At 59.5% G+C, this 14,360-nt stretch carries 14 protein-coding genes; 8 read left to right on the top strand and 6 right to left on the bottom strand.

What is annotated here, in order from left to right; genetic code table 11:
* Nucleotides 1-20: 20 nt before the first annotated feature.
* Genes AC1RKI_RS09105 through AC1RKI_RS09095 form a run of 3 tightly spaced genes read right to left on the bottom strand, consistent with a single transcriptional unit; the run spans nt 21 to nt 2,727 of the window.
* Complete coding sequence (locus AC1RKI_RS09105) at nt 21-1,217, bottom strand: NAD(P)/FAD-dependent oxidoreductase (RefSeq protein WP_052495069.1); 1,197 nt, start codon at nt 1,215-1,217, stop codon at nt 21-23.
* Nucleotides 1,217-1,414, bottom strand: a complete 198-nt coding sequence (locus AC1RKI_RS09100; protein WP_043355325.1) for a ferredoxin — start codon at nt 1,412-1,414, stop codon at nt 1,217-1,219. The genes AC1RKI_RS09105 and AC1RKI_RS09100 overlap by 1 nt, the downstream gene beginning before the upstream one ends.
* A 23-nt stretch (nt 1,415-1,437) precedes the next feature.
* A complete protein-coding gene (locus AC1RKI_RS09095) occupies nt 1,438-2,727 on the bottom strand; it encodes a cytochrome P450 (RefSeq protein WP_196765234.1) in 1,290 nt (429 codons plus the stop codon).
* A 1,035-nt stretch (nt 2,728-3,762) separates the two neighbouring features.
* Between AC1RKI_RS09095 and AC1RKI_RS09090 the strand changes: the two genes are divergently transcribed.
* The 3 genes from AC1RKI_RS09090 (at nt 3,763) to AC1RKI_RS09080 (ending at nt 7,423) form a co-directional block, all read left to right on the top strand.
* A complete protein-coding gene (locus tag AC1RKI_RS09090) occupies nt 3,763-5,139 on the top strand; it encodes an MFS transporter (protein WP_063778466.1) in 1,377 nt (458 codons plus the stop codon).
* Nucleotides 5,132-6,757: a GMC family oxidoreductase gene (locus AC1RKI_RS09085; protein ID WP_196765235.1), complete on the top strand. Its 1,626-nt coding sequence runs from the start codon at nt 5,132-5,134 to the stop codon at nt 6,755-6,757. The genes AC1RKI_RS09090 and AC1RKI_RS09085 overlap by 8 nt, the downstream gene beginning before the upstream one ends.
* Before the next feature lie 327 nt (nt 6,758-7,084).
* Nucleotides 7,085-7,423, top strand: a complete 339-nt coding sequence (locus AC1RKI_RS09080; RefSeq protein ID WP_052495067.1) for an EthD domain-containing protein — start codon at nt 7,085-7,087, stop codon at nt 7,421-7,423.
* A 230-nt stretch (nt 7,424-7,653) separates the two neighbouring features.
* On the opposite strand, the gene AC1RKI_RS09075 is transcribed toward AC1RKI_RS09080, so the two are convergent.
* Entirely contained in the window at nt 7,654-8,652 is a 999-nt protein-coding gene (locus AC1RKI_RS09075; RefSeq protein ID WP_043355323.1) for an AraC family transcriptional regulator, read from the bottom strand.
* 16 nt (nt 8,653-8,668) lie between these two features.
* Here AC1RKI_RS09075 and AC1RKI_RS09070 point away from each other — a divergent pair, with 16 nt between their 5' ends.
* The 3 genes from AC1RKI_RS09070 to AC1RKI_RS09060 all read left to right on the top strand — a co-directional run bounded on the left by AC1RKI_RS09070 (nt 8,669) and on the right by AC1RKI_RS09060 (nt 10,948).
* Entirely contained in the window at nt 8,669-9,733 is a 1,065-nt protein-coding gene (locus tag AC1RKI_RS09070; RefSeq protein WP_306418434.1) for a sterol desaturase family protein, read from the top strand.
* Between the two features lie 10 nt (nt 9,734-9,743).
* Nucleotides 9,744-10,151: a DUF4345 domain-containing protein gene (locus AC1RKI_RS09065; RefSeq protein WP_043355321.1), complete on the top strand. Its 408-nt coding sequence runs from the start codon at nt 9,744-9,746 to the stop codon at nt 10,149-10,151.
* A 461-nt stretch (nt 10,152-10,612) separates the two neighbouring features.
* Complete coding sequence (locus AC1RKI_RS09060) at nt 10,613-10,948, top strand: helix-turn-helix domain-containing protein (RefSeq protein ID WP_043355318.1); 336 nt, start codon at nt 10,613-10,615, stop codon at nt 10,946-10,948.
* Between the two features lie 88 nt (nt 10,949-11,036).
* Here the strand turns inward: AC1RKI_RS09060 and AC1RKI_RS09055 are convergent, their stop codons facing one another.
* Nucleotides 11,037-12,263 (bottom strand): tyrosine-type recombinase/integrase, encoded by a 1,227-nt coding sequence (locus AC1RKI_RS09055; protein ID WP_043355303.1) that lies wholly within the window; start codon nt 12,261-12,263, stop codon nt 11,037-11,039.
* 526 nt (nt 12,264-12,789) lie between these two features.
* Here AC1RKI_RS09055 and AC1RKI_RS09050 point away from each other — a divergent pair.
* Both AC1RKI_RS09050 and AC1RKI_RS09045 read left to right on the top strand, forming a co-directional pair.
* Nucleotides 12,790-13,821 carry a DNA-binding protein gene (locus tag AC1RKI_RS09050; RefSeq protein WP_043358190.1) on the top strand — a complete coding sequence of 344 codons (1,032 nt, stop codon included), beginning with the start codon at nt 12,790-12,792 and terminating at the stop codon, nt 13,819-13,821.
* 60 nt (nt 13,822-13,881) lie between these two features.
* Nucleotides 13,882-14,082 (top strand): H-NS family nucleoid-associated regulatory protein, encoded by a 201-nt coding sequence (locus tag AC1RKI_RS09045; RefSeq protein ID WP_373424148.1) that lies wholly within the window; start codon nt 13,882-13,884, stop codon nt 14,080-14,082.
* Between the two features lie 25 nt (nt 14,083-14,107).
* Here AC1RKI_RS09045 and AC1RKI_RS09040 read toward each other — a convergent pair whose 3' ends face one another.
* Nucleotides 14,108-14,338: a helix-turn-helix domain-containing protein gene (locus tag AC1RKI_RS09040; protein WP_227461527.1), complete on the bottom strand. Its 231-nt coding sequence runs from the start codon at nt 14,336-14,338 to the stop codon at nt 14,108-14,110.
* Nucleotides 14,339-14,360 lie beyond the last annotated feature (22 nt).

Genomic DNA, 14,360 nt, shown 5'->3' with positions numbered 1-14,360 from the left:
TTTTATTATGAAATACAGCCTTAACCTGCTACCGCAGCTGGAGCGTGGCTCTTCGTCCACTCCTCCTTCAACAGCTTGATGTGCTCACGCGCTTTTCTACTGGCGTTCCAACTAAGAACGCCCATCAAAACGTCTCCCTGGTAGTAGCGAAAGATGCAGGAGTCGTCTTTCAGTTGATCCCCTTCGACAACTTCAACGGTGTATTGAGGGCCGATGCGTCCGTAGCTGTGGATTTGGACCTGGTACTGATCCGACCAGAAGAACGGCAGCGGAGCGTATTCAACGCGAGAGCCGAGCATGTTCTTTGCCGCGGCCATCGCCTGTTCGCTTGCATTCGTCCGGTGTTCAATACGCATGTGCTCGCCGTAGCCTTTGTGAAACCACTCTGCAGCATCGCCGGCGGCATATACGTTCGGGGCTGCTTCACAGTATTCATTGCAGACTACGCCGCTGCGGATGTTTAATCCGCTGCACCACTGCACGCTGGGAACTGCGCCGATAGCCACAACAATTACGTCGCAAGCAATCACAACCCCAGTGTCCAAGCGGACTTCGGTAATGGTGCGGTCACGCCATTTCACCTCCCTGAGTTCGCAGTCGTTGTGGAAAACCACGCCGTTGGCTTCATGGAGTTTTTCGATCCGCTTCCCAACGATATCCCCGACTCGCGCCCCGAGAGGAACTTTCGACTTGTCGATGACGGTCACCTCACAGCCGCTGGTCTTTGCAATCGCCGCTAACTCTGTGCCGATGAAGCCCGCGCCGACTACTAGTACCCGCTTTCCGGCAGTCAGATGTTCCCGAATCGCCAGCGCGTCGTTTAAGTTGCGCAGGCTGTAGCAGTTCGCCGCCTGGCTGAGGTTGGGAATCACTCGAGCGTCCGCGCCCGTGGCGATCAGCAAGCGATCATATTGAAGTGTGGAGCCGTTGCTGAGTTGCAGTGAACTGGCGTCCGTATCGAGGCCGGTGGCCGATGTCCCGTCCAGGTAGTGCAGGTTCAGCGCCTTCATGCCGTCTTCGGACACAAGGTTGAGCGCCTCTACCGGACATTCTCCTGCCATCAGCCGCTTTGAAAGAGGAGGGCGGTCATAGGGCATGCCGCCTTCCTTTCCAATCAGCGTGAGCCGCCCTCCCCAGCCCTGTGCGCGCAGCGCTCGTGCTGCCGTGATGCCGGCGGCCGAGGCGCCGACAACGACGATGTGCTCGGGGGAGTTCATCACTGATCCTCGTGAATCTCGATGGCGAGCGCTGGGCAGATGCCAGCCGCCAGGCGTGCTGATTCGAATTGGTCAGCCGACGGCTCTGCGTTCAAGAGAATGACGATGCCATTGTCCTTTTGGTCGAACAGATCCGGCGCGTTGACGACACATTGACCAGAACCGCAGCACTTTTCGGGGTAGATTGTGATTTTCATGATGCTTCTCATTTAAGTCGGGATTACCAGCGAACAGGGAGTTCCTTGACGCCATACATGAGTGAATCGCCCTTGAACTCAAGGCTTTCCACGGGAACAGCAAGCTCGAGGTTCGGAAACCGCTCCAGCAAGGCGGTGAACATGATCTGCATTTCGAGCCGTGCGAGGGGTTGACCGATGCACTGATGCGGGCCGTATCCGAACGAGACCTGCGTCCTTGAATCTCGGCGAAGGTCGAACACATTCGGATCTTCAAATTTCGAGCTGTCGCGATTGGCCGAGACACTCAGCACTACAACGGGGTCGCCCGCCTGGATCATTTGTCCGTTCACGACAATGTCCTCGGTCGCGACACGACGCTTTCCTGAATGTGTGACATCCAGATAGCGCAGAATTTCTTCCACCGCATTTGGAACGAGGCTTGTGTCTTGTCGAAGCTCATTCCAGATATCCGGTCGTTGCAGGAGGAAAAGCACTCCCATTGCGGTCGTATTCGCCGTGGTCTCGTGGCCGGCAATCAGCAAGAGCCTTGCAAGGGAAACAACGTCCGTTTCGGTGATATCGCCCTTTCGTACGTGATTGACGATGAGGCGGCTGAGGATATCTTCCCCGGGGTTCTCCGATCTCTTCGCCACCAGGCCCTTCAGGTACACCTCGCACAACTCATGATTTGCGGCGATGGCCTCCTCAAGCGTCGCACTACTCGACGTCAGGACCATCGCCAGTTCCTGAAAGAAGTCATGGTCTTCGTACGGAACGCCAAGCAACTCTGAGATCGCCAATGCCGGCGTAGCCAACGTAAAGGCGCTAACCAGGTCGGAGGGTTGAGGCTTTGTTGCGAAGTCGTCCAGCAGCTTGTCTACGATCGCCTGAATCCGCGGGCGAAGGGCCTCGATTTTGCGGATCGAGAATTCACCTGTCAGCATGCGCCGATGCTCTGCATGCTTGGGTGCATCCATGGTGATGAAGGTCCGGTTACTACCCCGGGCAACTTTCATTGCAGCACTGACAGTGGGATAGCCGGGATTCGTAATGTCAGAACTAAAGCGAGGGTCAGACAGGACCGAGCGGACGTCGTCATAGCGCGTAATCAGCCAGGCGATCTTTCCGTCCCAGAGCCTAGCTTGCCCCAAGCCGCTTCCTTGCTGCATCTGGAAGTACACCGGCGGCGGCGACAAAGGATCGACCCGTTCGGGCGGAAAGTCGGGGATGCCGCTGTCCCCGCCAGCGTGCATCGGACACGTGGACTGCGCAGGTGAGGCCGCGTGAAACGGGCAGCCAGTCGACTGCGTGGGGGTTTGGGGGGCGGTCATGAATATGTCTCCGATGGGAAATTGTGAGTACATATTAGGTAGCCTACCTACTATATGCAAAAGGGGTTTACCCTAATCGGTGCAGAGGATTGACCTCGCGTCACAAATCTCGATCGGGACCAGGGGTGGGAGAGGAGGGCGTGGCTAGACTGGGGGAGCCCAGTTGGCCTGAAGGCGGGCGACCGCCGATTTCAGTGGTCAAGATATGCCGCCGGTGACCCACTGGGTATGCGCGAGGACTGTTTGCCTTCTGGTTGTTATAGCTCGTCCCAGGGTAGATATGCGGTCCGGCCGGGCTGGCTGACGACAGAGGTCGGTACCGAGTGAGGCGCGGCCGGAGGCCCGCTTGGGACCTGCTGGAGGCCACCTTTGACGCCGGGACCTTCCGTAAGGTCGGGATCGCAGGGCTTCGGTTCTTACCTATGCATAGGCGTGAAAAAACACCCGCATGGACGTGGGGTTAGAAGTGCGCGATCGCCACCACTCGCTGACCAAGGGGGCAGCCTCACGACGCGTTGTTAAAGAGGCGCGGGGGGACAGTGAAGCCGGTGCAAGAAGGCAAGCGAGAAAGCCGAAGCGACCTCGCTTTGGCAGCCTACAAATCAAATAAATAGGCTCCAGCTCTCCCCTAACTCGGCACTGAGGTACTCGAACATCGACATGAATCGAAAGCGCTCCCATTGATTGAACGCCTCGCGTACCGCTGCCATCAGTGACATAGCTACCTCCGGGGTGATCGACTTTAGTTAGGGGGGCCACCGCAAGAAAAAAGCAGGTCTTTCAACACTCGTTCGCATCGGCGCATAGCCCATTCCACGATGCAATCGATTACATAGAGCGTAGGTCGCCACGATGGTCTGTCAAGATAAAGCGTAAAAGTGTCATTTGCGGCTCAAAATCAGCCACCTGACTTCGTTGATGGGAGGGTAAACGCCTATTTGATTGTAATAGGTAGGCTACCTAATATTTACCACAAATAAGAGTAAGCGCGCTTCGGTTTTTCAAACATTGCTTATAGAAGGGGAGACAAAATCAATGCAACATCATCCCCGAAGAGGTTCGACCCCCACCCCCCAGCGGGTCCGGGATGTTCTCAAGCCGATCTCCGGTGCCGCCGTGGGAAACATGCTGGAGTGGTTTGACTACTCGTTGTATGGCTATCTTTCCGCCACCCTGGCGAAGGTGTTCTTCCCAAGCAGCGACCCGATCGTTAGCCTGATAGCGGCTTTCGCGGCATTCTCCGTCGCATTCGTTACCCGACCACTCGGCGCTCTGTTTTTTGGATCGCTGGGAGACCGGCTTGGACGGCGCGATACGCTCGCGATTGTCGTTGGTTTGATCAGCGTTTCGACGGGGTTGGTCGGTGTCCTACCGGGATACGAGGCGATTGGCATCGCCGCTCCTTTGCTGCTGGTAGCCCTACGCATGATTCAGGGATTTTCCGCGGGAGGCGAAGCAGGTGGAGCACTCGCATTCCTTGCCGAGTACGCCCCGACACGCCGGCGTGGCGTTGTGATCGGGTTCTTCGGTATGTCGGCTGGAATTGGTGCGTTGAGCGGATCCGGTCTTGTTCTGGCGATCACCAGCATTTTTGGTCAGACGGCAGTTGAGGCATGGGCCTGGCGATTGCCCTTCCTGATCGCTGGTCCGATTGGGTTGGGTGCGTTCTGGCTGCGGCTGCGCATCGAGGAAACACCGGCATTCCGGTTGCACTTGGAACGCGAGGGCGCGGCACAAGCACCATTGCGCGAAGCCCTTCGTGACGACTGGCGAAGCATTGTCAAATGTCTTGGCGTAGCGATCTCACACGGCATCCCTTACTACTTGATCCTGGCGTATCTCCCGTCTTATCTCGTGTCAACTGGACGGTTGAGTAGCGGGCAAGCTCTAGCGGCGTCCGGCCTGGCCTTTCTGGGTTCAGTGATTGTGATCCCATTCGCTGCAGCGCTATCCGACCGCGTGGGTCGACGACCCGTCGCCTTTACGGCGGCATTGGCATACCTCGTCGTTGCGCTTCCTTTGTTCCGGATCGTCGTGGGCTCGACACCAGAGGTGGTAATTGCCACGATGGCTAGCGTCGGGGTATTGATGGGGATGTATGGCAGCGCGCCGTTCTGCATGATGACGGAGTTGTTTCCGACACGCACACGCTACAGCGCCATGTCGGTAGGCTACAACGTGGCCATGGTGCTATTTGGCGGCACCGCTCCTTTAATCAGCGCTTCTCTGACGAAGCTGACCGGAAACCCTTCATCACCCGCCTATTTCATGATGGGGGGCGCAGTGTTGTCTATTTTTGCCATCTTGGCGTCTCCTGAAACGTCACGAGTACCGATTGATGAGCTCGGACAGTCGGACGAGCACATTCGCCGCGTGCGCATGGCGCTCAAGGCATCGGCTCGCGTTGAGTGATCTCCTGATTATGAAAACCGCTACATACGACTACATTGTTATCGGCGCCGGCTCGGCAGGGTGTGTTCTCGCTTCTCGGCTGAGTGAAGATCCCAGCGTCAAGGTACTGCTGATAGAGGCGGGCGCTCCCGCGTCATCCATCTTTGTTCAGATGCCGGCAGGGATCCGGGTTCTCTATAAGAGCCAAAAATTCAACTGGCGCTATTGGACGGAGCCCCAGACACAACTGGACAATCGGAATATTTATATACCCCGGGGCAAGGTGGTGGGCGGTTCATCCTCGATCAATTCCATGATTGCTATCCGGGGGAACCGATCCGATTACGACAACTGGGCATCTCAGGGCCTGTCGGGCTGGGACTATGAATCCCTTCGTCCGTACTTTCGAAAGATTGAGGATGCATCACTGGTAACGAAGGCGAGGAATGACGATCGCGGGTACGCGGGTCCGATTCGCCTGTCATACGGCACGCAGCAAAACGCCATATCGACTGCGTTCATAGAGAGCGCAGTATCGGCCGGTATGCCGGAGAACAACGGATTCAATGGGGCGTCGCAGGTAGGCGCAGGATTCTACGAGCTTACGATTGCCGAGGGAAAGCGATCCGGTGCTTATCGTTACCTGGATCGAGCAGGTAACCGATCCAATCTGACATTGATGGCGAACTGTAAAGTCCGCAGGATTCTCCTTGCCGGAAAGCGAGCGCAAGGCGTAGTGATTGAGGATGGATGGGAGGAGGTGGAGCTTCGCGCGGACCGCGAAGTGATTCTGACAGCAGGGGCCATTGCCTCACCGCAACTCCTGATGCTTTCGGGGATCGGACCGGCCAAACATCTGCAGTCGATTGGTATCGCTCCCGTGGTCGATCTGCAAGGCGTCGGTGAGAACCTTCAGGACCATCTTGATTGCGCGATTCGCTTAGAAGCGTCGCAGCCCAATACGCTCACGCCCTATATCGGCCTGGTAAGAGGCGGAATGGCAGGAGCTCGCTATCTTCTTTCAGGAGGCGGGCCGGCTTCCTCTCAAGGCGTTGAGGCAGGAGCATTTTACAACTCCGACAGAAATCCGGATCTGCCTGAGTGGCAGGCCCATCTGATCATTGCGCTGCGCAATCCACCGCCTAACGAAAAAGTTCCCCACGGATTTGCAGTCCGCGTATGCCAGCTGCGTCCAAAAAGTAGAGGCGTGCTGCGACTGCGTTCTTCAGATCCGTCCGATTCTCCCCGAATCGACCCTCGCTTCCTCTCAGACGAGTCTGACCTGGAGAGTTTGGTGCGCGGCGTGGAACGCACGTGCGAGATTGTCGACCAGCCGGCGCTCCGGAAGTACATCAAACGAAGGCTCGACATCGATGCTTTCTCCACCGGTGCAGCCCGTAAGGCATGGATACGCTCGCATGCGGAAACCATCTATCACCCGGTTGGCACGTGTCGCATGGGAGTCGACGACAACGCTGTTGTTGACGAGGAGTTGAAAGTGCGCGGGGTTGAGAACTTGAGAGTAATTGATGGATCTGTGATGCCAACGATCATCAGTGGGAACACGAACCTTCCCATTATGGCCATGGCAGAGAAGGCCGCAGACTTGATACGAAATTCACGCACATCCGCTCGTTGAAGTTTTCGGAGAACTCTGTTCACTGGCGTTTCGAGCTTGCTCCGTCGCCTTCTTCCCGGTTGTCCCCTTACACGGGGACGAAAGGTTGCAGCATAGATTTCCCAGCATCGAATGGGAACGTCTACGGGCTTGCGTCGTTTGATGGAAGCGTTGGGCCACACCCTTTCTCTCAAGCGCCGAAACCGCCGGAATGCCAAAGCGCGGGTTCCAGCAAAGAGGACCACGTGAACAAGGGACTCGCCAGTCAACACATACCCATCACGGGCGCGTCACAGGGCATCGGCCGCTGGACATTCCCTGTACTTCAATAACCTTAAGGAGATAAGAATGGTCAAGTTCACCTATCTGGTACTCACGAACGCGGTTCCGGGGCGTGAAGAAGAGTTCAATCGCTGGTATACCGAGCAGCACCTTCCAGACGTGTTGCGCGTACCGGGCGTGGTGAGCGCACAGCGCTTCAGTCGCACGGAGCAGCAGCGAAAAGCGGGGCCTCATCCGTGGCAGTACCTGGCACTCTATAACTGCGAGGCCGCTGACCCGCAGGTCGTCACAGATGGGATCCAGGCTCGCGTCAACACAGCGGAGATGCAAATGAGTGACACGGTGGGCGATGTCAAATATGGTTGCTATTTCGAGCCAATCACCGAGGTGATTCGCAGTAAGTAGACGGCATGGAAGTACCTGCTTTCCCGTCGTCTCAAAGATGAGTCGGGTAGAAGCTCAACAGCTTCTCCGCCACGTGAGGCGACGGGCCAGGGCGGGTCGCTTACTCCGCCGTAGCGGCGATGGAAGGCCATGCAACCCGGTGCGAGAGCTTGGGACTTGGGCCGAGGAGGCCAGCCTAAAACCTTCAGCGCTGCAATCACATGGGCGACTGCGCTGTTGCCCGTAGCGGATCACGCATCCATTTCGCGGCGCCAGGCTTGCGGGCTCTGCGATGTCCATCTCCGGAATGCGCGAGTAAATGCACTGTGCTCCGAGTACCCAAGTATCCAGGCCACCTCAGCGAGCGAAAGCCGTGGATCTTTTAGGTAATTCTCTGCAATCCGGCGTCTCGTGTCGTCACGTAGCTCGCGAAATTTCAGACCCAGTTTGTCGAGTCGCCGCTGCAACGTGCGGGGGGTCATGTGCATGGAGGAAGCCACTGTTTCAAGGCTCACTTCGCCTTGACGCGCGAGCCCGGCTACCGCTTGCCTGATGGCATGTTCCATGTCATCCATCTTCGGCATGGCACCCAGCAGAGCCTGTACCTGAAGCTCCATGATTCGCAGTAGCGCTTCATCAGGTTGACGCAGAGGCGCCTGCAAAAGGTCGACGGGGAAGCGCAGACTCGTCTCCGGTTGGTCGAACTTCACCGGGCAGCCGAAGTATGCAAGATAAGGGGTGGTGTCTTGAGGTGTTGCGTTAACAAAGCACACCTCCTCCAGCCTCACATCACCATCTGTCATGGCTCGCGTGAAACGGGTCATCGCAGCCAAGGCCGTTTCGTCAACGAGCGGCCCCGTTGGTTCCGTCGAACGGGGCCACGTCATCACGACGGACTTACCTTCGGTTCTTAGCTCCGCCGGCGTTACGTTTGCAACCACACGGTCGTACTGTTGCCAGCGTTGCAAGACAGCCCCGACGTCAGGGCAAGCCCCAAGTGCGTATCCAAGCACGCCGAGATGCGCAGGCGCAATGCGCTGGCCAACGTGCAATCCGAGGAGCGGATCATTGCAAACCTCGGCGGCACGCTCAAGCAAACGCCGCCAGTGATCGAGCGCGTAGAGTCGCACTTCCTGGCAATTAGGGCTGGATTCCCCCAGCACATGCACGGCATCCAGCCCTTGGTCCTGCAAGTAGTCGAAAAGCAGGTTCACGTAGGTGCTGGCGTAGTAAGCGGTGGGCGCGGACATGGGATGACAATGAACAATGTCGCGAAGTGTCAAGAAAGTGTCGAGGACTGTCAATGCGGAGGGTCACCAGTTTGATCAAACTGTCGGCAAGCCAAGCGAACAGGAGTCTAAATTGCCGTCCGATATGATGAACTGGCTGCATTCCATATTTGGGAAGTCCGTGGATTGGAAGCAGGCGTTCATGCTCAGCATGGTTCCTCTCTTCATCATTGCATTCAGTCTCGAGACCCTGATCAATCGAAGGCGTAGAGCCGAATCGACACTGAACTGGAAAGAGGTGTGGGCGAACATCGCATTGGGCACCACTTACCAGATCATGGAGCCCCTGGGAGTGGCTCTTGTGACAGGATCCATCTATGCGTGGGTATATTCAAAACGTTTGTTTGATATCCCGGTGGACGGTTGGACCATTCTCCCAATCATTCTGTCGGTCGAGTTCTGCTACTACTGGTTTCATCGCGCCAGCCATCGAATCCGCTGGTTTTGGGCGGCGCACGTCGTTCATCATACCGGCGAGAACATGAACTTCACTACGGCGGCACGACAATCGATGCTCAATGTGGTCGCTGGGAGTTTCATCTTTTTCCTTCCTCCCGTGCTCCTCGGTGTGCCGCCGGCCGCAGTCGCACTCATCCTGGCCGTGAATCTGTCCTATCAGTATTTCATTCATACCGAACTGATCCGCCGCCTTCCTGGCTGGATTGAGTACATCTTCAATACACCGTCCCATCACCGTGCCCATCATGGCCGAAACGACCAATATATCGACAAGAACTACGGTGGCATGTTGATCATTTTCGATCGCATGTTTGGCACTTTCGAAGAAGAACGGGAGACGGTGCAATACGGCATCACCCAACAGATTAAGTCCTACAATATCCTGGTGCTGAATCTCCACGAGTTTGTCGACATGTGGCGTGACGTGATGTCACCGGGGCCCGTGTGGCAGCGACTGCAACACCTGTGGCGGCCGCCGGAATGGGTGCGCCGTGGTCATGAACCCATCCACACATGGACGGTGGACAGGAACGAGCCGACCGGCAGTGAGTCGACACCCACTCCGTCAACGTCCGCTACCTGAGAGCCAACTCATGCATCGCCTCTCTCAAATATACCTGGCCGTTTCGGCACTGGCTTTCCTGCTAATTGGCTTGCATACGTTTCACGACCCCGCTACGGCAATGGCGGGCCTCGATATGCAACCCCATTCGGTGAATGCCTTCAATGAGATCCGTGCCAACTACGGTGGCATGCATCTCGGTATCAGTCTGTTGCTGGCCCTGGGTCTACTCTCGAAGGCGTGGCGAAAGCCCTCGATGTGGATCAACGTCGTGTTCACCAGCGGCCTGGTGCTCGGGCGGCTGGTCAGCATTTCCGCTGACGGGTGGCCAAATGATCTCGTTCGAATGTTGCTTGGAATCGAAGCAGCAGCGGCATTCACCGGCCTAGCGCTGTTGTGCTTCCTCAACAAACATGATGCGCGCTCTTCCATGAGATGAGCGCTCACTTTGAGCGCCCGCGACGCGTGGACATGAGGTCATCGTTCACCCAGTCCTATCAAGTTAAACTCGCACCGATCAACCTCCACCTGTCCTGATACCGGTCTTGCGGACAACGCGCGAGATATCCGCGTTGACGGGCTTCACCGCTTTCTAAGCATCCTTTCATCGCGACGGGTCCGACGCAGCGAAGAGAACGCTAGCTCTCCCGAGAGCAGTCAAGGTGTTGGGGCCTGGCCCCAGTAGAGACTACGGAGGTTGCGTCCAGGACCGTAGTGTTCGGTCTCTTCTGGGGTCTTTCGATGCCGTGTCTGCAATTGCCACCCTCTGCGAAGTGCTTATTAGCAGGCGCAGATCTTTGCCGGCATCCGGCCGCCATTGTGAGAGTATAATTTCACGATAGTGAAACAACACAGAAAACCGCTCTCCACGCTGGTGTTCCTTTTGCAAGAACGACCTCCATGCCACGACCACTACCTGATCCGAAGCCACCGTCGCGTGCGACGATTCGCACCATTCACCAACTGGGCGACCGCATTCGAGCAACGCGGGCAGGGAAAAGGATGCCCATTGACCAGGCGGCAAGACATTGCGGGGTCTCGGTCGGCATGCTGTCCAAGCTCGAGAACGGCAAGGGCGTCAATCTCGAGCACGCCCTGCGTGCGTTGGACGGACTGGGTTTGGCGATGCTGGTCGTTCCCAGGGCGCATGCGCCTTGGCTTGAACAGGCAGCGGCCCATACGGCCAAGATCGGCGAGGACGCGGCCAGGCGACAGCACGCCTGGCTGGAAGAGTAGTAGAGGCCTGCGATCAGGCTGGGCATCAATCTCTGATGCGATCCCAGATCGGTGCGGAAATGCACTTCGCTTGGTGTGCTGACGCGCCTTATGCTTTCCTGATCCATCCGATGCGGTGCCGCTCCTGCGTGGCCTCGTGCCGCGCATCCTCTTCGCTGTGCAGATAGCCGCTCGTCGTCGACAGCGAGCTGTGCCCAAAGTTGTCGCGCACATAACGCAGGTCGACCTGCTGGTCGGTCATATGCGAGCCGGCGGTGTGGCGCAGCCAGTGGGCCGAGGCGCTGGCCAGCACCGCGGCCTGCGCCCCCCACTCGGGCCCGCGCGCCCGCAGGCGCTCCGCGGCCATGCCAAACACCTCTTTCAGGATCAGGTGCAGCGCGCCGCGTGACAGGGGTTTCTCGCCACCCTCTCTGCCAATCACCGGCAGCACCAGTGGCCGCGTCTCCCCGAACTGCGGGGTAGGCGGCAGGTCGTGGGCGCGACGGTAGCGCGCGAGTTCGGCAATCAGTTCGTCGGTCGCCGGCACCAGCCGGGTCTTGTTGCCTTTGCCGGTCACCTCGAGCCACCAGCGCTCGATGCCCTGGCCATCGCGCCGGCAGAAGAACGCGCCCATGGGGGTCGCCGTCAGCTCGGAGGCGCGCAGGCCGCCCAGATAGAGCACGGTCAGCACCCACCGGCAGCGCGCGGCGTGCCGGCGTTCCCGCGCGGTCTCGGTCGGCATGGCCGCGACGGTGTCTTTGACCGTTTCCCACAGGTCGTGGCTCAGATAGCGGGTGATGCGCGCTCGGGTGGGGGCGCGCCGGCGGCGGGCGAGGGCAAGCGGGTTGCCGGCCAGGTAGCCCGCCTCGGTCAGCCAGGCGAACAGCGCGTTCAGGATCACCATCGCGTGGCGCACGCTGGACGGCGACAGCGGCCCGGCAAACGGGCGCCAGTCGGGGTGGCCGCGTGCAAGCTTCTTGCTGCCGGCCAGCACCCAGCGCGCGGCGGGTTGCGGATCGGCGAGGAAGCGCTCGTAGGCGAGCAGGTCTTCGTGCGTCAGCGAGGACAAGGGCTTGCCCACCTGGAGCACGGTCCACAGGATCAGCCGCTCCACCTCGCGGCGATAAGTGGTGAGCGTCGCGGTGCTGTCGGCATAGCGCGCGAGCCAGGCGGTGACGGCGGCCAGGTCGTCGGCCGCGGCGATCCGCGTGGCGCTGGCGGGCGCGCGGTTGCTGCCGGCCGCGCCGGACAGCGCCGGGGTCAGGCGCAGGCGCTCCAGCGGGGTGGGAAGCGGGGCGGCCAGGCCATCCAAAGGTTTAATCGGGAGCAGTTCCATGGTGTATCGGCCTAAGCGTCGGTTTGCACAAATTTGTTCCCGCTGGTCGCACGCCAGCAAGCCGATTGCAGGGCGATGGTAACAATATTGCGTCGAGAAACGCTGCAAGAAATTGTTCCCCCAGCCGACACTTGAAGCAATTTTGTACCTTCCCCCAACGCATCGGTCCGTCGTCAGCCTTCACCCCGCCGACGGCGCGGGGCGATCCGATGGACGGGATTCAGCTGCGCAAAGCGATGACGTTCGCCGTCAGGCGTGCCACGCAAGCTAGCCGAGTCACGCCGCGCCTGCCGCCGGTGCGTGCGCTCCAGCGCGCCAGCCAGGCGTGCCCATGGGGGTCGGGAACAAAATTCTGCAAAAAGAGGGCACAAATTTATGCATACCGACAGGGGCAGCGTGGGGAGGCGATTCGAGCCAATATTATAGACATAAGCGTACTTATGTCTAAACTTTTACACGAATCTTGTTATCCACTACGTATTACGTAGTAATATTTAACTCTGAATGTCCAAAAAGGTGCTCGACCATGACGCCAGACGCTGTAGATCCCCTTCGCCTCGAAGCCGAGGTCGAGCAGTTGCGGCACCTTCACGCCGACACGCGCACGCTCTACCGCGAGGTGTGCGGGCTGCTGTTCTTTCGCTACGGCATCACGCCCACCACCAACAAGCTCTATCAACTGGTGCGCAAGGGCAGCATGGGCACGCCGGCCCAGGCGCTGCAGCAGTTCTGGCAAGACCTGCGCGCCCGTTCGCGGGTCACGATTGACCATCCCGATCTCCCCGACAGCCTGAAGCAGGTGGCTGCCGACGCCGTCCAGACCATCTGGCGCGCCGCCGGCGAAGCCGTCTTGGCCGAACTCGCCGCGACGCGCCAAGACATAGAGGCGCAGGAGCAAGTCGTCGCGGCCGAGCGGGATGCCGCGCAGATGGCTTTCGCCGACGCTCAAGCCGCGCTCACCGCGCTCGAGCGCGAGCGCGAGGCGTTGCGGGCTGAATGCCGCCAGTTGCAGGAGCAGGTGGCGCAGGCGCGCGGCGCCGAAGCAGCCGCATCGACGCACCGGGAGGCCTTGCAGAGCGAACTGCTGGCGGCGCGCGAGCAGGCGGGCGCCGCGCGCAGTGATTTCCTGGCGGAGCTGGAGCGCATGCGCGAGCAACTCGAAGCGATGGAGGCGCGCGGGGACGCTGCCGTGCGGCGTGCCCAACTGGAATTGGACCAGGAACGCACGGCGCGGCGCCAGAGTGACCGGGGACTCGATGCGGCGCGGGTGGAGGTGGATCGCTTGCGCGACATGCAGCGGCAGGAAGCGGTGGCCGCGGCCGAAGCGCTGGGTAGTTGGCAAGCCCAGGCGCAGGCGGCGCAGGTACGTTGCGCGGCGCTGCAGGACGCGCAGGAGAGCGGACAGCAACAACTGGGTGCCGCCCAGGAGGCCTTGGCAGAAATGACCCGGCGGGCCGAGCGTGCCGAGACTGAACGGGACCTGTCGCGCGAGTTGCTGGGCAATTGGCGCGACGGCGCCAAGGTGCGATCCGGGGCACGGCGCAAGGCCGCCGCCTAACCGCTTCGAGCCACCGCCCATGCACGCGCCCCATGAGATTGCCCGCGCCGACGCCATTCGCTGGGTGCGTATCAAGATGGCGCAATCGGGCCTGACACTGGCCGATTTATTGGCGGCCGGCTGTTTCGCGCCCACAGCGGCACGGCCACGCTACCGCAAAATGCCGAGGGGCAAACCTGGGATGGGCGAGGGGAGCGTCCCGACTGGTTTCAGCGGGCCATCAACGCCGGACAGCAGCCGGAATTCTTTCAGATCGACTGAGGAATCTGCGCCAAACGCCCCTGGCTCAATGACGCGGGGCGCGCTTGCGCGGGGGCGTCACGTCTGGCACGCGAAACAGTTCCGCGACCGGGACTTCCAGGGCGAGCGCCAGCCGTTCAATGACGTCGATCGACAAATTGCGGGCCGCCCTTTCGACGTGTGCCAGAAACGAACGGTCCATGTCCGCTTGCCAGGCCAGATCTTCCTGCGTCCATGCATAGGCCGCGCGCAGTCGCCGAATATTCAGGGCGAGCAATTCACGAGCGGAGGGCTGATGG

Source organism: Cupriavidus sp. GW822-FHT06G04, assembly GCF_058799075.1.
This window is presented reverse-complemented; position numbering and strand designations above follow the sequence as displayed.

Coding starts and splice junctions, on each gene's coding strand:
- AC1RKI_RS09070 (WP_306418434.1), top strand. CDS start 8,669: ATGTCGCGAAGTGTCAAGAAAGTGTCGAGGACTGTCAATGCGGAGGGT.
- AC1RKI_RS09050 (WP_043358190.1), top strand. CDS start 12,790: ATGACGCCAGACGCTGTAGATCCCCTTCGCCTCGAAGCCGAGGTCGAG.
- AC1RKI_RS09105 (WP_052495069.1), bottom strand. CDS start 1,217: ATGAACTCCCCCGAGCACATCGTCGTTGTCGGCGCCTCGGCCGCCGGC.
- AC1RKI_RS09065 (WP_043355321.1), top strand. CDS start 9,744: ATGCATCGCCTCTCTCAAATATACCTGGCCGTTTCGGCACTGGCTTTC.
- AC1RKI_RS09055 (WP_043355303.1), bottom strand. CDS start 12,263: ATGGAACTGCTCCCGATTAAACCTTTGGATGGCCTGGCCGCCCCGCTT.
- AC1RKI_RS09095 (WP_196765234.1), bottom strand. CDS start 2,727: ATGACCGCCCCCCAAACCCCCACGCAGTCGACTGGCTGCCCGTTTCAC.
- AC1RKI_RS09090 (WP_063778466.1), top strand. CDS start 3,763: ATGCAACATCATCCCCGAAGAGGTTCGACCCCCACCCCCCAGCGGGTC.
- AC1RKI_RS09075 (WP_043355323.1), bottom strand. CDS start 8,652: ATGTCCGCGCCCACCGCTTACTACGCCAGCACCTACGTGAACCTGCTT.
- AC1RKI_RS09060 (WP_043355318.1), top strand. CDS start 10,613: ATGCCACGACCACTACCTGATCCGAAGCCACCGTCGCGTGCGACGATT.
- AC1RKI_RS09100 (WP_043355325.1), bottom strand. CDS start 1,414: ATGAAAATCACAATCTACCCCGAAAAGTGCTGCGGTTCTGGTCAATGT.
- AC1RKI_RS09080 (WP_052495067.1), top strand. CDS start 7,085: ATGGTCAAGTTCACCTATCTGGTACTCACGAACGCGGTTCCGGGGCGT.